Origin of the sequence: Methylobacterium thuringiense, assembly GCF_022179645.1 — a bacterium.
Taxonomy (GTDB): Bacteria; Pseudomonadota; Alphaproteobacteria; order Rhizobiales; family Beijerinckiaceae; genus Methylobacterium; species Methylobacterium thuringiense.
Window position 1 is genome coordinate 316,395 of record NZ_BPRA01000008.1, and the last position, 21,438, is coordinate 337,832.

The following is a 21,438-nucleotide window of genomic DNA, read 5'->3' on the forward strand; positions in this document are numbered from 1 at the left end:
TTACTGTTCGAAGAAACGTCTTCGGTCAGGCGGGCGCAGTTCGCCTCAACGCTGAGTCGTTCCGATTCCGTTGTAATAAAACCCGTGCAGTTCAATGACGCTTCTAGTGTAGACGTTGCGCAGATCGAGCAAGACAGGGGCGATCATTACACTATGCAGCCGCGCGAAGTCCAGCGCGCGGAAGGCGTTCCATTCGGTGACGATCACCAGGGCGTCGGCGCCCTCGGCGCAATCATAGGCATCCTGTGCATAGGTGACGTCGTTCAGGAGCGGCCGGGCCTGGTCCATACCCTCGGGATCGTAGGCCCGTACCCGCGCGCCGGCATCCTGAAGCCCGGCCACGATCGAGAGCGAGGGCGCGTCGCGCATGTCGTCGGTGTTCGGCTTGAAGGTGAGGCCGAGCAGCGCGATCGTCTTGCCGCGCACCGAGCCGCCGCAGGCCGTGATCACCTTGCGGGCCATGGCACGCTTCCTCTGGTCGTTGACCGCCACCACCGTCTCGACGATCCGCATTGGCGCGCCGTGGTCCTGCGCGGTCTTCACCAGTGCCAGCGTGTCCTTCGGGAAGCAGGAGCCGCCGTAGCCGGGGCCGGCATGGAGGAATTTCTTGCCGATGCGGTTGTCGAGGCCGATGCCGCGGGCGACCTCCTGCACGTTGGCGCCGACCTGCTCGCAGAGATCGGCGATCTCGTTGATGAAGGTGATCTTGGTGGCCAGGAAGGCGTTGGCCGCGTATTTCGTCAGCTCGGCGGTCCGCCGTCCGGTGACCAGGATCGGCGCGGCGTTGAGGTAGAGCGGGCGGTAGACCTCGTTCATCACGGCCACCGCGCGGGCGTCCTCGGTGCCGATGACGATACGGTCGGGCCGCTTGAAGTCGTCGATCGCCGCGCCCTCGCGCAGGAATTCCGGGTTCGAGACCACGGCGAAATCCGCGTCCGGCGCCGCCTCGCGGACGATACGCTCGACCTCGTCGCCGGTACCCACCGGCACAGTCGATTTGGTGACGACCACGGTGTAGCCTGAAATCGCGCCGGCGATCTCGCGGGCCGCGGCGTAGACGTAGGAGAGGTCGGCGAAGCCGTCGCCGCGCCGCGAGGGCGTGCCCACCGCGATGAACACCGCGTCGGCTCCCGCCACCGCCGGCGCCAGTTCCGTGACGAAGGACAGCCGCCCCTGCCGGACGTTGTCGCCGACCAAGGCGTCGAGACCCGGCTCGAAGATCGGCATGCGGCCGGCCTGCAGCGCCTCGATCTTCGCCGGGTCCTTGTCGACGCAGATCACGTCGTGGCCGAAATCGGCGAAGCACGCCCCGGAGACGAGCCCAACATAGCCCGATCCGATCATCGCAATGCGCATACGCACTCAGCTCCCGATGGTCTTTTTCAAGCCTTTCAATCGTTGAATACGGGCTGCTTGGCAACAGGTGTTAAGCGGCAGGGGATTATTGGCTCTGCTCATTGTGGTTATGCGAGGCGATGGATTTTGAGCGTTTTGGGTTTGGCGGGAGTTGGGTTTAGGTTCACAGGTCGCTGGCGAGCTGATTCATCGGTCGCTCCGGAGGCGGAGTGAAGCATAGACCAACTCTATAGCTTGGATCTACGAGACTAAATGGTGAACGCGGCAGCGGCGACCTCGCGCCGTCCGACGGCGGCGCGCTCAAGGTCGGCCATGCAACGGCGATTCGCTAGATGAACACCGTCGAGACAACCGGCACGGTGGCAGCGTGCCTCCAGGGCCGCCCTCGCACGTCGAAGCTCGACCCGCGCGAGACTTTCCTTCGCGGCCCGCCTGCCATCCAAGTGCGACCTGAAGGTCGGGCTGGGATCGCTGTGAAGCTTTGTGGAGGGTCTGCGCCTGCGCGAGTCGCTACGATGATCGTACCCGACGGACCGAACAACCGCGTGACGTTCCAGACCCACGTCGATCGCGTGTTCGCGACCTCCCTCCCGTCCGGCAACATCGTCGTAATGTACAATTTCGGCAGTCACAAGAAGCAGGCCAACTGCGCCAGCATCGAAATCGCGAGCACTAGCTTCATGCCCCTACAGCACTACAGCCCCCACCACAACCCGATCGAGGTGCCCATCTCAAAACTTAAGGCGATGCTGCGAAAAGCGACCGAGCGCGCTGTCGAGAACCCTCTGGTCGGCCATCGGACACCTCTTCGACACCATTACGCCAGATCAGTGCGCCAACTTCTTCGCCACCATCTGCCTCGCCGCAACCGTCAGCTACTAGCTATGAGTCCAAAGCCTAAAAAAAGCCGAGCCGCGCAAGGCTGCTCCAAACCTGAAAACGACGATTTCGTCAGCCTTCGACACCTTCACCCCACAGGCCTGCTGCAACTGCTTCAACGCCGCTGAATACCACGCCTACGATCCAACCTGTTCGGCATCAGCCCTCGCGGAAGCAGACGTTGAGCCGTCCGTCGGCAGCGTCGCCGGTAACTATGACGACGCCCTTGCCGAGACAATCGACCGCCTGTTTGGGGCCGAAGCGATCCATCGGCGCGGCCCATGACGGTCCATCGAGGCGGTCGAGCTCGCCTTTCTTAGATGGAATGTTTTGGTACAACCTCCCCCGCAGCTTTCTCGAACCGAGGGGAAACTTGGCTACCGCTTAGGCCGAAGCGCGCCACATTTCTCAGACCAAAGTGGAAGCGTTGGCCGCCTCAGCCAAACCAAATGGCCTTCGAAAAACCTGGAGCGGTCCAGAGCGTACAGAGCAGATGGATTGATCCAGCTGACAAACGGCACCGACCGCAGATTGAAACAAACATCTTGAAAAGGCTAGCCCGAATGACCTACAAGCCGCCACAATCGCCGTATTTTTGGAAATACGTCGAGCTGAACTTACTGTTGCTCTCTATCTCCAAGTGAGAATAATCTGCAGTCATAGCGATGTTATGACCTAAAGCATGTTTATTGAGACAGAAAATGGACATAGAAATATGATGATTTGCATCGAAAGACATCGCGAAAAGACGCACATAAGTGCAACGGATGACTTGTCTTTGATGGGCCCATCTAAGATTGGCGCTGATGCCGGCTCAAATCGCAAAGAAGAGCATTCATAATGCGGTCCGTCCTGAAGGGAGATGGGGCAAAAAGCCCGAGGCTTAATCTTCTTGTTTTATCATTCTTTCCCGCGAACGTGCCGCCAACGAGTGGCGGTGAAACGCGCCTTTTCGAGCTTTATTCTGCGCTGAGCCATCACCATTCGGTGCGACTGATCAGTTCGGCTTGGTCGGACTTGCCGACCACGACGGTCCGTCACGGCACCAATTTTCGAGAGATCCGCGTTCGCAAGCCTGCGGCGGTCAATCAGATCTTTACGGAGCTCAGCGCCTTTTCCAATTCCGGAGCCGACGTTTCGGGTCCTATGGTCTATAAGGCAGGCTTTACGCCAAACGAAATGCATCAAGTCTATTTTGACCAGTATGAAGGCGCAGACGTCATTATCCATGACTCGCCCTTTACTATTAGCTACGACGTGATGGCGGGGGCAGATCTCATTCCCCGTATTTACAATTCCTACAATTGCGAGACGCAACTCTATGCTCAGATGCATCCAGACGAGAGTGCGGCGCCAATTCGTGACCTTGTGCGCGAAGCTGAGCTCAGGCTGCTTGCTTGCGTCGATCTTGTAACTACCTGCTCGACCGAGGACATGGATCTGATAGCTTGCCTTACGGACCGTCAGATCCGAAAGATCTTGGTGCCGAACGGCGGAAATAATCACCGCACAATGCGCAAAGAGCCCACGCACGGACAGCCGCAGGCGATCTTTGTTGGAAGCAGTCATCAGCCCAATAGAGAAGCGGCCCACTTCGTCGCCACGAAACTGGCACCAGAGCTTCCTAATGTTACCTTCCAGATCACGGGCAACTGCCTTCCTGAAGGTTGCTATCCGTCCAATGTCCGGCGACAAGGTTTCGTTTCGGATGAAACCAAGCGTGAGCTATTACGCTCGTGCGATATTGCCCTCAACCCAATGGTTGCCGGCGGCGGATCGAATCTGAAATTTACTGACTACCTGAGCTACGGAATCCCGGTCTTGTCGACCCGGTTTGGCGTGCGTGGCCTTGGTTTGGCGCCAGGGTTTGAGTACTTGGAAGCCGACAGGGAGAATTTTGGGGCAGTGTTGGCAGACGCACTCCGCGATCCTTCACGACTGAATGAGATCGGGCGAGCTGGCCGCTTGCGATTCCAGCAATCGTTGTCGTGGACGTCTATAGCAACGCAATTCGCGGACGAGATCAAGGTCGTAAGTCAGGAACGCCGGCATCGTACGGCCGCCCCTGTGCTTGCTATCAACGACTACGACTTTTCGCTGATGAAAAGTGGTGGCGCCATGCGTATCCGCGGCCTTTACGAGCGCATGCGCCATGAGCGTGAGGTGTTCTACGTCGTGCTGACCGACTCGCGAGAGTGGACGATTGATAGATCCGCTCAAGGCATGACGATATTTAAAGTTCCAAAAGCGCAAGATCATCGCGTTGAGGAAGCACGCATTGAAGGGCAGTATCATCTCTCAGCCGCCGATATTGTCGGTCTCTACATGCACCAATCAAACTATTTTCTGGTAAAACTCGTTGAATTACTTAAGAAGCAGACTATTTGCATTATTACCGATCATATCTACGTGGCCAGTCTTGTTGGGCCTGAAGATGTTTGGATTTACTCGTCGCAGAATCACGAGGCGTCCCTGAAGGCAGAGATTCTTGCTCAGCACCCCTCACGAGACTTTCTCGTTGAAAAAGTTATTGCGGCCGAGGACGATGCCATGTGTCGGGCAGCGTTAGTCGTCTGTGTATCCGAAGATGATGCCGCCAAAATGGTAGCTGGGCGAAAATCATCAGTTCCCACTATTGTCATTCCCAATGGGATCTTACCATCCGATCCAATATACCTTAATGAAGCCGCATCAATTTCAATTAAGGTTGCCGATCGGTCATGTATTTTTATTGGCTCGTCTCATCCGCCAAATATACTAGCATGTATTTTTATTGTCGAAAAACTTGCGCCAAGCCTGCCGGATGTCGAGTTTCACTTGATTGGAAGTGTTTGCGAAGGGCTAGAATCACGATTACCTGGGAACGTTCATCTCTGGGGTAGGCTTGACGAGCCCCACAAAATTGCATTCGCACATGCTTGCCGCCTAGCTCTAAATCCAGTCAACACAGGCGGGGGCTCGAATGTTAAGATAGCAGATTACTTTTCGCACGGACTGCCTGTCGTTTCGACTTCTTTCGGTATGCGCGGCTTTCCAGCCGAGGTTGCCATGGAGGTGGAGGTCTGCGAACTTGGAGGCTTTGCTGAAGCAGTCGAACGAATTCTCGCCGTACCTGCTGATCCTATGGGTATCGCGTCCCGAAAGTACCTGTTCAAAAAATACTTTGATGCGGCCGCGCTTGGGCAGACCCTTGCCGATGCGGTCAGTGCGCTTCCGGTTCCTCGGCGCAGGATTCTCTTTGTGACCTATCGGCTGACTTATCCGCCGCGAGGGGGAGCCGAGGTGCATCTTCTGAAATTGATCGAGATCCTTGCACGCACCGGTCGCTACGACATCGACATTGTCGCTCCTGATGTCGATGCCATAGGCGAAGAGGGTCGATTCGGAGGAACGTATGCCAGCGATCCGTTGACCTCTGGACCTTTTGGATTGCCCCACGTTCATTGGGCTCGATTTCCTTTGGATACATCTCAACCAAAGGGCATCTCCGAGACGCTTGTGCGCATGTGGGAGGCGCAGGCTGCCTTCGAGCGTGTGCTTGTTGGATCATTCTCCGAGCTGAACGGGAGCGAGCCCTTGCTTCTGTGGGGTTGGAGCACTGCGGAAGGAACAGCGACTGTGGAGGGTTGCTGGCTTTCGACCGAGGCGGCCTTATTTGCGCCTGAGGCCGGACGGCTGACGCTGGCCGGTCTTGCGCCGGCGGCATGCGTGATATCGAGTGCGAGCGATAGTGCAACCGCCTTCGGGCCTCGTCACATCAATGGCCGGTTCGAATTGGAAATGGACCTCGCGCCCGGCGTATTCTCGCTCAGGATCAGCAGCGAACTGCCGCCCACAACCGATCCGCGACCACTCGGCGTTTTTGCCGAAGTGATCGCGTTTAATGGGCAACCGATACCTCCGCGGAATGTCAAGGCGATGCCGTCTGCCGACCCCGACGATACGATCGAGAGGCTCGCCGAGATAGCACGGGAGACGAGGCGTGGGTGCTCACTCACCGACGTACGGGGGCCTTTCTCATCAGCTCTAGAGAGTTGGATTGAGCTGAATGTTAAAAGTTATGATCTGCTCTTGACCCACAACAACATCTTCCGCCCCGTCGTGCGCAGCCTTGAGATCGCTGCCGCAAAAGGCGTGCCGTCAGTTCTTGTGCCACATGCGCACCTAGATGACGACTACTACCACTTTCCAGACATGGTCGCCTCAGTGCAGCAGGCCTCCGCTGTCTTGGCGGCCCCCTTAGCAGCAGTGCGATATCTGAGGCGCCTCAATCCGATGGTACATTACCACAGCCCCGGGGTCGACGTTGTGGAGGTGCCGACGGTCAGCGACGACCAGGCGTTCCGGAGAATTTACCCCGGGGCTGAACCCTTCGTACTTGTACTCGGACGCAAGGCAGGGGCGAAAAACTATCGCTGGATTATCGATGCGGCTAAGGAAGCAGGTCTTCGTATCGTGATGATCGGGCCAGACGATGATGGAGCGCCGATATCAGATACGCACGTCAACTATCTGGGGCAGCAACCCCGGACGATCGTCCGGGGCGCGCTCGCCGCGTGCCTATTCCTGACAAACATGAGCTCAAGTGAGAGTTTCGGCATGGTGATCCTTGAGGCCTGGCTCGCAAGGCGAGCGGTAATCGCCAACCGTAACTGTGCTGCGTTTCAGGATTTGGTTCGGCACGGAGAGACCGGACTGCTTGCATCGCGAGACGACCTTGCGAGCGTAATGCGAATCCTCACCGCCGATAGTGCACTTCGAGGCGCGCTCGCAGAAGCCGGCTACCAAGAGGCGGCTGGCTACGACTGGTCGGTAATCGGCGCGGCTTTCGAGCAGATGTGTTGCGAGGTGATGGCCCGACGTGTTTCTGATGAGGCTGTTGCGTGATCTGGGAGCTAACATCAATTTGGTTGGACGCGGCGTACCGCGCAAGAATGCAGGTTCGTTTTGATCGGACGGGATACTACTGCTTGTCCGTCGACACTCGCACGACGGGAGATTCGGTCCAGTGAACCACTTTGGCAAAAAGGCGTCCCCACTCGGCCGTTGGCTCAGCTCGGGAGCAAAGCTTCCGTATAGCCCTGCCGGAGGCAGTGAGGAGCCGTTACCGAACCCAATCGAGTTGTCGCATTGGATCATCTTCGGTACTCAGCCGACCCAAGACGAAATAACCTACTGGCAAGCGCGCGTCCAAAATATTTCTCTATATAATATGATGCAGACTATGCATCAGGCGTTGCGCACCAGCCAGCAACCGGATTGGCGCCGCATTTATGGTATTCTTGGGGTTAGTGGACCCAACTCGCGCTCGTCCTCCGGAAGCCCAACGCTGACGGTCATCCGTACCTATCTTAAACACTGTCGAGCTGAGCCAAAGCCACAAGAAATTCTCATCTATCTCAAAGCACTTCTTCGGCGGCCGACTGATATGCAATCTTTTACTCGCCATGTCGCTCGTAGATTACAACACAAGAATGGGCAGTCTGGACAGAAGCCTTCACTCATCCGTAATCCTCTCGTCAGGCGCGTTCCGACGACGCTCATCCGTGCTGAGATCCTGGCAATCGAGACGACCTTGAGGGTGATGGATGGGAGCTATATGGCTCTTCCCCTGATTCGCGCGTTTTCGCTCATACCGTGTGCCGAACATAGGCCAATGGCTCCAGACACACTATCGGTCGAAAATAACTACGATCGGGCGCTCATATCCCGAGGGATCGACACAGCAGAAATCAACCAACGATTACTCCCGTTGTTAACAGCAGCAGACGAAGTTACTGATCGAGGAGCGGCTGAAAAGATTTCTGCAATAATGTCTGAGCTGCTCACAGAAAACGATAATGAAATATTTTTGATTCTTCTTTATAGAATTCTCCTTAAGCGAGATCCGGATGAGCTTGGTCTTGAACACCATATTTCAGCATTAAATCTGAAAACCATTAAACCTTCAGATCTTGTCGCCAATTTCATGGCCTCGGAAGAATATCGGACTATTCGCGAAAATTATTCACGCTTGGGGGACTCAAATGTCAGATAATGATACCGCTGTAATGCAAGTTTTTGACGACAAGGATTTCCTTCTTCGTCATAAAACCGAAGCACACAACATGTTCGATCTGATCGATTTTATTTTGGGCCGGCATGATCACTATGCGTTCGCACTAGATATCGGTGGAGGCTATGGTGATCATCTTCCATTCTTGATGGACCGCATCAAGAATGTCATTGCCATAGACATCATTAACTATCTAGACGACGAGCAATTTAATCCTCGGGAAAGAGCATCACGGTCCGAGGCTCATGGTGGACACTTGGATCTAAGCAAGGTCGATTTCCATTATTGCGATGCACAGCGGCTTCACTATCGAGATAGTCTTTTTGATCTTGTTTTCAGCATCAATGCGTTTGAGCACATTCCTAATCCATTACTGGCCCTCTCCGAGGCAGTGCGAGTAGCTCGAAAGGGGGCTCCAATATATCTCCAATTTGATCCGATCTGGAACTCGCCTTGGGGCCATCACTTGCCGCATCTTAATTTCGAGCCTTGGGCACATCTTCTGACAAGTGCAGAGGAATTTTGTGCGCTGGTCTTGGAACTGGGCGGCACCCAAACCGACATCCATATTTTTGAGACTGCGATGAACAGAAAACCTTTTTCTTATTATAAAAGGCTTTTTCTGGAAGATTATAAAGACCAATTTCTGACCTCGTCGTTTGCATCCTGGAGCACAGACCCTCACGACGAACCTGCGACTCGCCATCCAAATTTCGAGCGTTGCCGAGCCATCGGGTACGGCGTTGAGGAACTCGTCACGCGCGGCGTCCAGTTCGTGGGTGTCAAGGCATGGTGACGCTGCAGCCAGCCCGTGAGGAAGGGCCAAGCCCAGCGATTCCGCTGTCCAACGCCTGCGAAGTGCTTGCGGCACAGCTCAGCGCAAGGAGTATCAGCTTCGAAGTGGTGGTGGCAGAACTCGCCGCGGTCGCATCGGCTAAATCGGCTGGTATCATGGTTGTACATGTGGCCGGTAGCAGCGTCGATACCAGACATTCCGCCATTCTGTCCGAATTTGCCCAGATTACACGAGAGCGGTTTTCTAATTCACAGAATGAGGGTTCAGCAACATTCGGTGTGCTGAACGGTGGTGGCTGGCAGGCCTTCCGCTCAACACTAGGAGAGGCCGTCATGGGACCGGTTCTCGTGATTGCGTTGGCTTTGTCGTCTGAGGAAAGCGCGTTACTCAATCAAGAAATATTGTCTGATCCTATACTCAATGGCATGACTTTTCTTGGTGACGTAGCGCGAGATGATTTCTCACCATCCGTATTTGCGAGGTCGTGGTTAGTTTGGCGAGGTAATCTTCCTACGGGCCTGGCAGAGAAGATCTTGCGGGCATTCCGGGAGGCAATTGGTCTCCCGAACAAATTTGCCGTCGAAACTCTGGAGCCGCTGATGGCGCAGCGGGTTGAGGTCGTGTCATTACGTACGGCAGCTGCGGCAACAGGAGGCGAGTTCGGGCGGCATCAAGAAGCCGATACCATCTTCGACATGCATGCAAGGACTTATAACCCGCTCGCTCGCCCACTGGAATTTGCTGCGCTTTCGCATGCAATTGTGCTTCCATCCGCTTCTTGGAAAGTTCTAACTGCTGATCGCCTATATATAGAGGAAGTCGGCTATGTCGAACGTGAGCGACCCCATCTTGTAGAGTGCTGGCCAGAGTTTGGAGCTTCCTGGACGATTCGAGCTGCAGGACCTGTTTTCAATATACCATCAGCCGGGCACTTCACGTTTCTTCTCGGAGGCGATGCAGCTCACTACCACTTGCTACTAAATTGGCTACCGCGGCTTAAAATGCTCGATGATCCACGAGTGGCGATGCTGGTCGGCGAATATCCTCGAATTGCTATCTCAAACCGGTTTACCCACAAAGAGACTAGCTTGATCGAACGCCTGCTTGGACGCGAGATTGATTTTGTTCGTGTGCCGGAGGTTGGAGCTTACCGTTTCTCAAATCTGATCATACCAAGCTTTTTCTCTCATCACGAATTGACGCCCGCTGTCGCCGACTGGTATCGGGCAAAGCTGCTAATCGGGCCACCGACCCGAGAGCGCCGAATTTATATTTCGCGTGCAGATGCGCGCGCAGCAAGTACACCGCGCCGGAAGGTCATCAACGAAGCGGAGGTCATTGCTTACCTTTCGATCCATGGGTTTGAAGCGGTGGAACTTGGTGGCATGTCGATGGACGAACAAATCGCACTTTTCCGTGAGGTTACCTTCGTAGTCGCTCCACATGGCGCGGGTCTTGCTAACATGGTATTTGCCCCGCCGAACGCTAATGCTGTCGTGCTTGAAAACAGTTGGGCACATCAGTTTATCGCGGACATGCTGAAGATTTCCGGCCATTGTGCTTCAATCCTTGTCTGTGAAGATTCCTATTCTGAAGTTTACGAGAGTGAGCTACGGCAACTTGGGTATCCTGATACTGAAATTCAGCGATCGCGCGATATGATCGTCGACTGTGTAGAATTACAGCGAGTGATCGAGAAACATTTTTGAATATAGTTCGAAATGGTAAGTTGTTTACAGCAAATTCGAAGACGATGTAATGTGGGCTACCCCTGATGACGCTAGATTTAAATCTGCCGGCCGAGTACGCCCGCCATGGTGGCCTTTGCGAGATGGAGAAGCTATTTTGTTAAGTGCGTCCTTGGCTTTGTCGTAGTAGTTTTCGGATTGACTAATCGTATAGACCAATCTGCGCTTGGCTAGGCCTTTCCGATAGACTGCGGCTGCGTACTGCGTACTGCAACCCAAGGTTGAAATGGCGCGCGCAGCCGGATTGGCCTTCTGCGCGGCTTCGGCCGTCTCCGCTTCGAGCCCGTTGACCTGACGATCGTCCCATACGAAGGCGATGAGGACCGCAGCCGGCGGTTGAGCTCTGGGATGTGGTGTCAAGGGCCTACGATGGCGATCCGCATACGAACGACGCGGCCAGAGTGCGCGCACATCGTACGCCTGCGGTGAAGGCTGCGGTCTTGGTTCCGGCGTGTGTCAGGCGGCGATCTGCCGGGGCTGAGGCTCGGTCCAGTTTCACGGCAGCAAATCGTCGATGCGCCGGGCGGGATGGTCGGGTAGCCGCGGGAGCACGTCGACCAGCCACGCCTGCGTGTCGATGGTAAGCGGTGTCTGGAGCCGCCCTTTCGGTTGGCGTGACGAGTTTGGATGCTGATGTCCATTGCCGGGGGCGTGGGGATCGGCTCGTGTCTGGATTTGAGAGTAGATTTGAGCCGAGGCGGCTGGAGTTCATCAACGGCGCAGGTGGTTGGCGGGCCTGGTCGGCCGACGCCAAGGCTGCGGTCCTGGATGAGACGCTTCTGCCCGGCGCGGTCGTGTCGGTGGTGGCCCGCCGCCAAGGGCTGACGCCGCAACAGGTGTTTGGCTGGCGGCGGGAGGCGCGGCGCGCGCTTGAGGCCGAGCGGGCTCCCACAGCGGTTGGATTCTTCCTCCTCTCGTCGCGGAGCCGACGCCTGAGCCGCTCGTTGCACCTGCGAATCGGTCCCGATATGCGCGACGGCGCGATCCGGCCGCCACTGGGATCGAATTGGAGATCTCCGGCGTCGCGGTCCGCGTCGGACCGGGCGCGAGCGGAGTTCAGATCGCGGCGGTGATCCGGGCGCTGAAGGGCTCGGCATGATCGGGCCGTCCGGTACGGTGCGCGTGATGATGGCAACGCGGCCAGTGGACTTCCGCAAGGGCATGGACGGGTTGGCCGTTATGGTACGGGATGCGATGGGCGCGGATCCGTTCTCCGGCACGGTCTACGTGTTCCGCTCGAAGCGAGCCGTACGCATACGGCGAAGGCCGTCTTGTTCAGAGGTCTGTCGGCGTCCAGCTTTTCGGTGATCTGATCCGGCATCGGTGCCGGCATCACTGCTGGAGATGCTCGGGTGGACGATGCGAGCTACGTCCGGCGCCACCGCTGGAGTGTTCAGGAGAAGCGCGCTGTCGTGACGGAGGCCCAGGCCAGCGGCAACGTGATCGCGACGGCCAAGCGCCACGGCATCCAGGCGCAGCAGATTTATCGCTGGCGTGAGCGGCTGGAAGCGCGGCCGGCCTGTGGCGCTTTCCTGGCTGTCGCGGTCGCGTCGGATCCGGAGCCGTCGCGTCCGGCACCGCTGCCGGCACCAGTGCTGGATGGCGCGAGCAGGAATCGGGATCCGGCATCGCGGCCGGAGCGGTCGCCGCGGGTGGAGATCGTCCTGTCCGCCGGCCGCCGGATCATCGTCGAAGGCGGCATCGAGGTCGACGCGATGCTCGCGTTGGCGCGCGGCCTCGAGGGCTTGCGATGATCCCGGTTCCGCTCGGGGTAAAGGTCTGGTTGGCCACCGGTCACACCGACATGAGGAAGGGGTTCGCCTCGCTGGCGCTGTTGGCGCAGGAGGTGTTGAAGCGCGATCCGCTGGGCGGTCACGTCTTCTGCTTCCGCGGGCGCCGGGGCGACCTCTTGAAGGTGATCTGGCACGACGGGCAGGCGGCGAGCCTCTACGTGCGGCGGCTGGAGAAGGGCCGCTTCCTGTGGCCGTCCCCAGCCGACGGGGTCGTCGCGATCACGCCCGCACAGATGGGGTATCTGCTCTCCGGGATCGACTGGCGCAATCCGGTGGAGACTTGGCGTCCGACGGCAATCGGATAGGCCTTTTTGCTTGCGTTTGCAGGAGGATGTGATTCCCTCACCGTCGTGAGCGCCGCCCCTTCATCGCCGTCTTCGCCCTCGCTTCCCGCCGATCTGGCGGCGGCGCATGCGATGATCCTCAGCGAGCGCCAGGCCAGGATCGAGGCACAGACTGCAGCGTCCCACGCCGTCGCCGAAGCGCTGAAGGCAAAGGCCGCGGCGTCCTCCACTGAAGCGATGATCGCCCACCTCAAGCTGATGATCGAGAAGCTCAGGCGCGAGCTCTACGGCCAGCGATCGGAGCGCACGGCGCGGCTCATCGACCAGATGGAACTGCAGCTTGAGGAGCTGGAGGCCAAAGCTACGGAGGACGAACTCTCGGCAGAAGCTGCGGCGCTGCAGGCCTCGTTGCCGGCTCCGGCGCCACGCCGCCGTCCATCACGCAAGCCGTTCCCGGAGCATCTTCCGCGCGAGCGGGTCGTGATCGCAGCGCCTTCGTCGTGCCCGTGCTGCGGCTCGATGAAGCTGTCGAAGCTCGGCGAGGACGTCACCGAGACCCTGGAGGTGATCCCACGCCAGTGGAAGGTGATCCAGACGGTCCGGGAGAAGTTCACCTGCCGCGCGTGCGAGGCCATCACCCAGCCGCCGACGCCCTTCCATGTGACCCCACACGGCTTCGTCGGGCCGAACCTGCTGGCCATGGTGCTGTTCGAGAAGTTCGGTCAGCATCAACCGCTCAACCGTCAGAGCGAACGCTACGGCCGCGAAGGCATCGACCTCTCCGTCTCGACGCTGGCCGACCAGGTCGGCGCGGCGACGGCAGCGCTGGCGCCATTGCACGATCTGATCGCCCGGCACGTGATGACGGCCGAGAGGCTGCACGCCGACGACACCACGGTGCCGATCCTGGCCAAAGGCAAAACCGATACGGGCCGGATCTGGGCCTATGTGCGCGACGACAGGCCCTTTGGCGGCGCCGATCCGCCGGCGGCGCTCTACTGCGCCTCGCGCGACCGGCGGCACGAGCATCCCGACGCGCACCTCGCGGCATGGTCCGGCATCCTGCAGGCCGACGCCTATGGCGGCTACAACGGGCTCTACGATCCCGCGCGTCCGGGCGGACGGGTCGTACCGGCGCTGTGTTGGTCCCATGCCCGTCGCGGCTTCTTCGAGCTCGCCGACATCGCCGCGAGTTCGCGGCGTGGCCCTGGCGCCGCGCCGGTGTCGCCGATCGCCGTGGAGGCCGTGAAGCGCATCGACGTGCTCTTTGCCATCGAGCGCGAGATCAACGGTCTGAGCGCCGACGCGCGCCTCCAGGTCCGACAGGACCGGAGCCGCCCGCCCGTCGAGGACTTGCGTGCCTGGCTTGGTGAGCAGCGCGTCAGGCTCTCGCGCTCGGCGACCGTTGCCAAGCCGATCGACTACATGCTCAGGCGCTGGGACAGGTTTGCCTCGTTCCTCGACGACGGGCGGGTTTGCCTCACGAACAATGCCGCCGAGCGCGCGTTGCGCGGCTTCGCCCTCGGTCGAAAAGCATGGCTGTTCGCGGGCTCCAGCCGCGGCGCCGAGTGTGCCGCCGCAATAGTGACGCTGATCCAGACGGCAAAGCTCAACGATGTCGACCCGCAGGCCTGGCTCGCCGACGTCCTGGCCCGCGTAGCCGAGCATCCGATCCATCGGCTCGACGACCTGCCGCCGTGGAACTGGTGCCCGCCTTCGACAACCGCCATCGCCGCCTGACGATGCACATCAACAAGGTCCATTCGGTCCGGACCTTGGCGCTCGTCGCAAGGGATCTCGGCGAGGATGTGGACTGGCTCGCCGATATCGCTATCGACCTGGAGCCCGAAGACGGGCTGATCTGGGTCTACGACCCAGAGCACCCGGACGGAACCATGGCGTTCTCCGAGTTCGGGATCGAGAGCCTCCGCAACCTCATCGAAATCCACCGCAGCACGACAAAATAACGCCGCCGCGGTCCACGCCGGACGAATACAGCGAGCCGACAGGGCCAAGCTATTGTTCTGGGACGGGAGCGGGGTGGTCCTGGCGACCAAGCGCCTGGAGGCCGGTCAGTTCTGCTGGCCGAAGATCGAGGATGGCGTCGTACGCCTCACGGCGGCGCAACTCGCTGCCCTGCTCGAAGGTCAGGACTGGAAGCGTGTTCACGCGGCTCGCACGGTCATCGGTCCGGCGGTCGCAGGGTGAGCAAAAAGGCTGCTCCGGCGGCTCTCGAACTGTGGTAAGATACTGGCGAATATGCTCTAATCTGCTCCGTGGCCAAGCCTGTTTCACCCCCGTCCGACGATCCCGAGACGCTCAAGGCGCAACTCGTCGAGGCGCAGGCCGAGAACGAGCGGCTGCGCCAGATCATCCTGGCGATGCAGCGCCACCGCTTCGGACGCCGGGCCGAGAGCCTTCCCGAGGATCAACTCCTGCTCGGGCTGGAGGAGGCCGAGCAGGTCGAGGCCGCGGGTTTTGCCGCCGAGGAGGCCGAGCCGGCCAAGAAGGCTGCCCGGGTCGGCAAACGTCGCACCAGCCGCGGCGCTGCCGGCTCATCTGCTGCGGGTCGAGACCCTTGTCGACATCGACAGTACCGCCTGCCCATGCTGCGCGGGCACCCTGCACCGAATCGGGGAGGACGTATCCGAGCGCCTCGACGTGGTGCCGGCGCAGTTCCAGGTGCTGGTGATCCGCCGCCCGCGCTACGCCTGCCGGACCTGCGAGGACGCGTTCGTGCAGGCCCCGGCACCGGCGCGGCTGATCGAGGGCGGCCTGCCGACCGACGCGCTGGTCGCGCAGGTGCTCGTCGCCAAATACGCTGACCATCTGCCGCTCTATCGCCAGGCCCAGATCTTCGCCCGTCAGGGCGTCGTCCTCGATCGTTCGACGCTCGCCGACTGGGTCGGGCGCGCCGCCTTTCTGCTCCGGCTGGTGCACGAGCGACTGCTGGAGACCCTGAAGCGCTCGGGCAAGCTGTTCGCCGACGAGACCACGGCTCCCGTGCTCGACGCTGGGCGCGGGCGCACCAAGACCGGCCAGCTCTGGGCCTACGCTCGCGACGACCGGTCCTGGGGCGGATCGGACCCTCCGGGCGTCGCCTACGTCTACGCGCCCGACCGCACCGCTAGCCGGCCGATCGCGCATCTGGCTGGTTTCGAAGGCGTGCTGCAGGTCGATGGCTATGCGGCCTACGAGGTGCTGGCCAAGGGCGGCGCAGTGCGGCTGGCCTATTGCTGGAGCCATGTCCGTCGCGCCTTCTATGAACTCGCCGCCGCCTCGCCGATCGCTACGGAAGCGTTGGCACGCATCGCTGCGCTCTACCGGGTCGAGGCCGGGATCCGTGGTCGCCCGGCCGACCAGCGACGCGCCATGCGTCAGGAGCGAAGCCGGCCGGTGATCGAGGCGCTGGAGCCGTGGCTGCGCGAGAAGCTCGGCCTCGTCAGCCGCAAGAGCAAGCTCGCCGATGCGATACGCTACGCCCTGTCACGCTGGGCCGGCCTAAATCTGTTCCTCGACGACGGCCGGGTGGAGATCGATTCCAACATCGTCGAGCGCGCTATCCGGCCCCTGGCCTTGAATCGGAAGAACGCGCTCTTTGCCGGCTCGGATGGCGGCGGCCAGCATTGGGCAGTGATCGCCTCACTGATCGAGATCTGCAAGCTCGTCGGCGTCGAGCCGCACGCCTACCTCGCTGACGTCATCACCCGCATCGTCGAGGGTCACCCACAACGTCGTCTCGACGACCTACTGCCATGGGCCTACCCGGCAATGCCAGCCCTCAAAGCCGAGGCCTGAAAACAGCGCTTACTATCTATGCTGATTAATTTGTGGTGCTCATATCAGCCAGGCCTCGGGCAGGTCGTGTTTGATGCGGCCGAACATCTGCCGCTTTTACGAGCTTCAGACGGGTGATCTGCCCTTCGATCTGGCCGATCGACTATGGTTCCGGGAGTGCTGGTGGTACGGTTGAGCACGATGCTGCGAGGGACGCGCTATTGGCCGGATACATCATAGAAGCGCCACCACCATGGAGTCACTTCATCGCGCGATCCAGCTCTTGAATAAAGCGCAAAGGCGCTGGCCCGGCACTACGGCGTCAACCCCACGACGGCGCAAACGGGCGATGACGGCGGAAGCCCAGATGGGGCCCAACGAGCCGCGCTCCACCGTACTCGCGGTCAATGATGAAGCGATCATCCTCGCCTTTCGACGGCACACCCTGCCGCCGCTCGACGACTGCCTCTACGTTCAGCAGCCGACGATTCCGCACCTGACCAGACCTGACGGATACGAGAGGCCGTCCAATAGCTCTGGTTCTCCGAGACCGGCCACATGGTGTGCTCGGTCTCATGCTTCGGGTCGCGAGGCAGTACGACAGCTAGTTCGTCGCGAGCGCTGTCGGACAGGCGTCCAGCAAGCAGCGCGTGCATGCCATTGACTTGGCGCTAGGTCAGACTGCCACCGAACGGCGCCTTGCGCGCAGCCGCGAAGAACACGGCTCGGTCGAGGAGGGCAGCCATCTACCGCTTCCCGATCTGATACACGCGAGCGGGAGCGCTCGCCGCTGGTGCGGGCATGGTTGTCTCCAGGGTGTCAGAGGGGGCAACTTTTCTGCGCAGCAGGCCAGAAGGGTTTGCCAATGCGCGGAAGGCGCTTAGTACAACCTCAGACCGAGCATCAATGGGATCTAAAATGAAACCCTCCGACCTTCCGTGCCTTGGTGTCATAAGCAATTGGGACGGACACTACCTCCGTCGATATGCGAACCTCGAAGGCAAGAAAGTTCTGTGTCTTGGATATTCAGAAGGTCAGATTGATGAATTCGTAGCCCCGCTCAAACCAAGCGAGATTCATATTCTAACTCTGTGGGAGGACCACATTGATGCACACGCAGGAAAGTATCCAGTTACAATAGGAGACATAACAAAACGCACGAACTTTGCAGACGAAAGCTTCGATGCGGTCGTTTCCTTGTCTCTTCTAGAGCATGTCGCTCCACTTGAAGACGCTTTTCTTGAAATGAAGCGTGTCACCCGCAGCGGAGGCGAGAACTTTCATATGTTCGGCCCCGCATGGTCCTGCGCTTACGGATCTCATCTGTTTACGAACAGCGATGATCCAATGCTCGCGTTCTCACATTGGCAAATGCCGGCGTTCATGCACCTGCTCTGCTCTCAGAGAGAAATCCGAGATTTCTACAATGACAGAGGCTACCACCCTGCGGTAGGCAACGATGTTGTCGAGGAAGTTTTCTTCAAGAAACACATAAATAGGGTTTTTTACGACCATTATATCCGTCTCATGTCCACGCATTTTCGTATAGAAAATTCCGAACTGATGACAGTGGATGTGCCCTCGGACCTGCTTCAGACTCTGCGGAAGAGGTATCCAGGGGCGGTCGATTTTTCGACTTATGGCGGTAAGTATCATCTTAAGTTATAGGGTGGCCTCGTCGCGGCAGACCTACGACTCTTCGCCAGTGGGCACCGCGACACATCAGTGTACCGCAATTGCTCCCATACGTTGTAGCAAGCGGTCTGGTAAGAAAGTTAGCCTTACGCCACTGGCTGGCTGCGCCGGGATGGTCGACATCTTGCCATTCAAAAAATGCGCGGCCATACTCGGGGCCTTATGCTAATATCAATCAAGAACATGAGTAGCGACACGCAATTCCGATGCCTCATCTGCGGCTAAAATACCTGGTTGATATAGACTCGACTTTGGAAAAAGCAGAGAGGGACCATGACGTGTGGCCAGAGCGCGTTGACTACCTGTGTGGTGAATATGTGTATTTTAATTGCACAGTAAAAATTGTACTTTCTCGCTCTGACGTTATTGATATATGGGAAAAGATTTCAAGCGCGAACCAAGACATGCGCGCACATGCGGACTTTCTTACGAAGGTGATCGACAGTCGTATTTCAAATTTTGGAAAATGGGGAAAGATCGTATCCCTGGGAACCGATTGTCTTCCCCGAACCATTGCTACGCGATGAGGACTGAAGCGCCCTCGCGCACTGGGAGAACTCTCGCATCCATCCGATCTAAACATATCGCCGGTCGGCGCGCTGCCAGGGATCTTGGGTTCGGGGTTCGCGGGGTACACCGATAATCTAGTATACCGTCCAGACCTCGGCTTCCCGGTCAGCGAAACGCACGGCTCTTGGTTCAACCACGAACACGGAAAACGCTGGGCCGAAAACGATCTCGCCTAGACGAAATTCCGATACGCCAAGCGCATCCGGTCCTTTCTCGACGCCCTCAACGACGGTCAGCCGACCACCCTCATGTTGCATGTGTCATCGCACCTCAATCAGCCGCATTTCGATTATGTCCTAAAGACCTTTGAGGCAGTCAGATCGCTGGGCTCGAACGAGATGAGCTTTTTGTGTTTGGCAACAAATGGCGTGACTGTAGCATCAAGCGATGTTCCCAACGTCACGATTGCCGACGTAGTTCGTCTTTCACCCGATTACGATTGGTCACAAAACCAGCACTATATCAGCTCTGGCGGCTTAAAATTCGAAACCGAGATTGTGTTTGCGATGGAGAGTGCGGTTTCAGGCATGTCCTCGGAGGCTCACGGCGTACGCGAGACGTCCCACCAGTAGTCGCCACGCCATTCGACCGTGACGCGGGTCTTCCCGTCCGTCGTCGTCAGGGGTTTGGACAGATAGAACGCACCTGTGCCGCCGGCCGACTGCTGGTCGTTTAGCGTGGTCCCGGACTGCGCCAGAAGTAGCGTTGCGCGGCGCCCGATATAGGTCGGCGTGATGCCGTTGATCGTTCCGGCGGTGGTGATGGTGAATGTGCTGCCCTTATCGGGAAGCGACAGCGTCGCCGCAGCCGGAAGCGTCGGCGCACTGGCATCGAGGTTGTTGATGCCGTTGACGATCTTGTTGCTGGTGGCGCTGCCGGCAAGACCGGTCAGCGGTGTGCCAGTGATCCCGGTGTAGTCCAGGCCCTCAATGACGTGCCCGGCATTGTCAGGGCTTGCGTCTAGGATCGCACGCGTGAACTGGGCGACCTTGTTGCGTCGATACCGCCCTTTACGCGCCGAGGCTCCGATGACGAGGCCCGTGTCGGCCGCGGCGTCATAGCCGATGAGATCCATGTCCTCGACGGTGTTGAGTGTACCTTCGTCGAACACGCCATAGCCCGCGCCGGCTACTCCGAGTTGGATCTGCCTCACGAAGTTCCCCTGGCTGTCGGGGCCGAGGCGGATCGAAGCAAGCCCCGCTCCCTTGCCGGTGCTCCACGAAGACGGGCCTCCGATATGCGATGCAGCGACCGCACCGAAGTACACCGACGCGCTCGGAACCAAGCCAGCTTCAATGTTCGGATTATGGACCAAGTTGAGGGTGTTGATGCTCCTGTTGGCCAGCGTACCCTTCAGATAGATGCCGTACCCCTTGTGGCTGGCAATCTTCGGGCCGAGGAACCAAATCGCAGCGAAATTGTCCACAAAATAGAACACGCCATCATTGGCAGGGTCGGCAGAAACGCCGTTGGCGCCAATGACGTACCAGAGATCATAAACGTGATCGATGTTGTAGCCGTTCAGTGTCCCAGGCAGGCCATTCCCAGCGGTCGCATAAACCGCGCGCTCACGGACGCTATCGACATCGACATCGCGGCTGATCATTGACGAGACTGAAACGAGTTCAAGCACCCGCCAGATCTTGTTGTCGCCGAAGATGCGGTGGTGGCTGAAGCCCCACTTGTAGACGTTCTGGATCTTGAGAACCGCGCCGGACGAGGAGGCCAGCTCCTTCGTGAAAAGGCAGCCGTCCATATAGAAGTTGTAGCTGACCGACGTGGTGTTGCCGATAACCCCAAAATAGTCGTTCGCACCGAGCAGGCGGATTTCGGTGTTCTTGCGACCCTCGCAGGTGATCCGCATGTCGGCGTTCGGGAGATTAAACGCTCGCTTGAGGGTGTACTGCGGCCCCGCCGGCAGAATGAGGTCTGTCACTCCAGCGAATGCGGCGCGCTCGATGGCCGGCGCATAATCGCCATTGTCGGCCGGCAGCACGTAATCCGCGATCGACTTCCGTTCGCCGAGCTTCGATGCCAGCGAACGCGACACCCCGCTCGGCAGCGTGACGCTCATTCCGGACAAATTGCCGGTCGAGCCTTGGTCGGTTGAGGGAAGGGTCAGAAGGTCCGGCGTGGCGTTAAATTTGCCGGCCTGCCATTTCTCGAGCTTGGGACCTCCGGGAAGGGTGACGTTCCCGCCGTTATCGATCCGGGCGCGGTCAAGGACCTGATCGGCATGGAGCGGCAGGACAGCGCTGAAGGCCGCGGCGGCAGCGCAGAACAGGCGTTTTGCTAACATATGTTTCTCTATCTATATAATATAGCGATAGCAATTTTTTGGTTCATTTTTGTATCGCTCGACACGCGCCGGCTCGGCTAGCTTGCCGGGATGCCTCCGGGGAGAACGGTTCACAAGTGACTAATACCAGCGAGTGCTGATGGTGACTCACGGGGTTTCGGATCGGCGGCTGATCTGATTCGATGC

Annotated in this window: 14 protein-coding genes and 5 pseudogenes; 16 read left to right on the plus strand and 3 right to left on the minus strand. The window is 58.8% G+C overall.

Translation table 11 applies throughout. The features are described 5' to 3' along the window. Window positions 1–45 precede the first annotated feature (45 nt). Complete coding sequence (locus MFF07_RS10335) at window positions 46–1,356, minus strand: UDP-glucose dehydrogenase family protein (protein WP_238231846.1); 1,311 nt, start codon at window positions 1,354–1,356, stop codon at window positions 46–48. 252 nt (window positions 1,357–1,608) lie between these two features. Between MFF07_RS10335 and MFF07_RS10340 the strand changes: the two are divergent. From MFF07_RS10340 to MFF07_RS10365, 6 genes and pseudogenes are all read left to right on the plus strand, one after another. Beyond that, a pseudogene (locus MFF07_RS10340) lies at window positions 1,609–2,238 on the plus strand (transposase). A 162-nt stretch (window positions 2,239–2,400) separates the two neighbouring features. Further along, window positions 2,401–2,623: pseudogene (locus tag MFF07_RS10345) on the plus strand (IS3 family transposase); the annotation flags it as partial. A 452-nt stretch (window positions 2,624–3,075) separates the two neighbouring features. Further along, window positions 3,076–7,122 (plus strand): glycosyltransferase, encoded by a 4,047-nt coding sequence (locus MFF07_RS10350; protein WP_238231811.1) that lies wholly within the window; start codon window positions 3,076–3,078, stop codon window positions 7,120–7,122. Between the two features lie 235 nt (window positions 7,123–7,357). Beyond that, window positions 7,358–8,272 carry a DUF4214 domain-containing protein gene (locus MFF07_RS10355; protein WP_238231812.1) on the plus strand — a complete coding sequence of 305 codons (915 nt, stop codon included), beginning with the start codon at window positions 7,358–7,360 and terminating at the stop codon, window positions 8,270–8,272. Further along, window positions 8,262–9,086, plus strand: coding sequence for a class I SAM-dependent methyltransferase (locus MFF07_RS10360; RefSeq protein ID WP_238231814.1), 825 nt, complete (start codon window positions 8,262–8,264; stop codon window positions 9,084–9,086). Before MFF07_RS10355 ends, MFF07_RS10360 begins: the two co-directional genes overlap by 11 nt. After that, window positions 9,080–10,795, plus strand: a complete 1,716-nt coding sequence (locus MFF07_RS10365; RefSeq protein WP_238231816.1) for a glycosyltransferase family 61 protein — start codon at window positions 9,080–9,082, stop codon at window positions 10,793–10,795. The genes MFF07_RS10360 and MFF07_RS10365 overlap by 7 nt, the downstream gene beginning before the upstream one ends. 534 nt (window positions 10,796–11,329) lie before the next feature. On the opposite strand, the gene MFF07_RS22685 is transcribed toward MFF07_RS10365, so the two are convergent. Continuing rightward, on the minus strand, window positions 11,330–11,521 hold the full coding sequence (locus MFF07_RS22685; RefSeq protein WP_373322305.1) for a transposase domain-containing protein: 192 nt from the start codon (window positions 11,519–11,521) through the stop codon (window positions 11,330–11,332). Here MFF07_RS22685 and MFF07_RS22520 point away from each other — a divergent pair. The 10 genes and pseudogenes from MFF07_RS22520 (at window position 11,500) to MFF07_RS10415 (ending at window position 18,356) form a co-directional block, all read left to right on the plus strand. Continuing rightward, window positions 11,500–11,907 (plus strand): transposase, encoded by a 408-nt coding sequence (locus MFF07_RS22520; protein WP_373322303.1) that lies wholly within the window; start codon window positions 11,500–11,502, stop codon window positions 11,905–11,907. The genes MFF07_RS22685 and MFF07_RS22520 overlap by 22 nt on opposite strands. A 55-nt stretch (window positions 11,908–11,962) precedes the next feature. Next, window positions 11,963–12,142 (plus strand): IS66 family insertion sequence element accessory protein TnpB, encoded by a 180-nt coding sequence (tnpB, locus tag MFF07_RS22690; protein ID WP_373322306.1) that lies wholly within the window; start codon window positions 11,963–11,965, stop codon window positions 12,140–12,142. Window positions 12,143–12,186: 44 nt separating this feature from the next. Continuing rightward, entirely contained in the window at window positions 12,187–12,588 is a 402-nt protein-coding gene (locus MFF07_RS10380) for a transposase (RefSeq protein WP_238231817.1), read from the plus strand. Continuing rightward, window positions 12,585–12,932 carry an IS66 family insertion sequence element accessory protein TnpB gene (tnpB, locus tag MFF07_RS10385; RefSeq protein WP_056483226.1) on the plus strand — a complete coding sequence of 116 codons (348 nt, stop codon included), beginning with the start codon at window positions 12,585–12,587 and terminating at the stop codon, window positions 12,930–12,932. Before MFF07_RS10380 ends, tnpB (MFF07_RS10385) begins: the two co-directional genes overlap by 4 nt. 111 nt (window positions 12,933–13,043) lie before the next feature. Continuing rightward, window positions 13,044–14,651: an IS66 family transposase gene (gene tnpC / locus MFF07_RS10390; RefSeq protein WP_238231819.1), complete on the plus strand. Its 1,608-nt coding sequence runs from the start codon at window positions 13,044–13,046 to the stop codon at window positions 14,649–14,651. Continuing rightward, window positions 14,618–14,878, plus strand: a complete 261-nt coding sequence (locus tag MFF07_RS10395; protein WP_238231822.1) for a hypothetical protein — start codon at window positions 14,618–14,620, stop codon at window positions 14,876–14,878. Before tnpC (MFF07_RS10390) ends, MFF07_RS10395 begins: the two co-directional genes overlap by 34 nt. Window positions 14,879–14,900: 22 nt before the next feature. After that, window positions 14,901–15,119, plus strand: a pseudogene (gene tnpB / locus MFF07_RS10400) (IS66 family insertion sequence element accessory protein TnpB); the annotation flags it as partial. 68 nt (window positions 15,120–15,187) lie between these two features. Next, a pseudogene (gene tnpC, locus MFF07_RS10405) lies at window positions 15,188–16,709 on the plus strand (IS66 family transposase). 199 nt (window positions 16,710–16,908) lie between these two features. Further along, a pseudogene (locus MFF07_RS10410) lies at window positions 16,909–17,193 on the plus strand (IS481 family transposase); the annotation flags it as partial. Between the two features lie 413 nt (window positions 17,194–17,606). Beyond that, a complete protein-coding gene (locus MFF07_RS10415; protein WP_238231826.1) occupies window positions 17,607–18,356 on the plus strand; it encodes a methyltransferase domain-containing protein in 750 nt (249 codons plus the stop codon). Window positions 18,357–19,494: 1,138 nt separating this feature from the next. Here the strand turns inward: MFF07_RS10415 and MFF07_RS10420 are convergent. Then, window positions 19,495–21,252, minus strand: a complete 1,758-nt coding sequence (locus MFF07_RS10420; RefSeq protein ID WP_238231828.1) for a hypothetical protein — start codon at window positions 21,250–21,252, stop codon at window positions 19,495–19,497. Window positions 21,253–21,438: the final 186 nt, after the last annotated feature.

What these genes read in the sequence shown, in the direction of transcription:
- MFF07_RS10365 (WP_238231816.1), top strand. Translation starts at nt 9,080, where the DNA reads ATGGTGACGCTGCAGCCAGCCCGTGAGGAAGGGCCAAGCCCAGCGATT.
- MFF07_RS10360 (WP_238231814.1), top strand. Translation starts at nt 8,262, where the DNA reads ATGTCAGATAATGATACCGCTGTAATGCAAGTTTTTGACGACAAGGAT.
- MFF07_RS10420 (WP_238231828.1), bottom strand. Translation starts at nt 21,252, where the DNA reads ATGTTAGCAAAACGCCTGTTCTGCGCTGCCGCCGCGGCCTTCAGCGCT.
- MFF07_RS10415 (WP_238231826.1), top strand. Translation starts at nt 17,607, where the DNA reads ATGAAACCCTCCGACCTTCCGTGCCTTGGTGTCATAAGCAATTGGGAC.
- tnpB (WP_373322306.1), top strand. Translation starts at nt 11,963, where the DNA reads ATGGCAACGCGGCCAGTGGACTTCCGCAAGGGCATGGACGGGTTGGCC.
- tnpC (WP_238231819.1), top strand. Translation starts at nt 13,044, where the DNA reads ATGATCCTCAGCGAGCGCCAGGCCAGGATCGAGGCACAGACTGCAGCG.
- MFF07_RS10335 (WP_238231846.1), bottom strand. Translation starts at nt 1,356, where the DNA reads ATGCGCATTGCGATGATCGGATCGGGCTATGTTGGGCTCGTCTCCGGG.
- tnpB (WP_056483226.1), top strand. Translation starts at nt 12,585, where the DNA reads ATGATCCCGGTTCCGCTCGGGGTAAAGGTCTGGTTGGCCACCGGTCAC.
- MFF07_RS10350 (WP_238231811.1), top strand. Translation starts at nt 3,076, where the DNA reads ATGCGGTCCGTCCTGAAGGGAGATGGGGCAAAAAGCCCGAGGCTTAAT.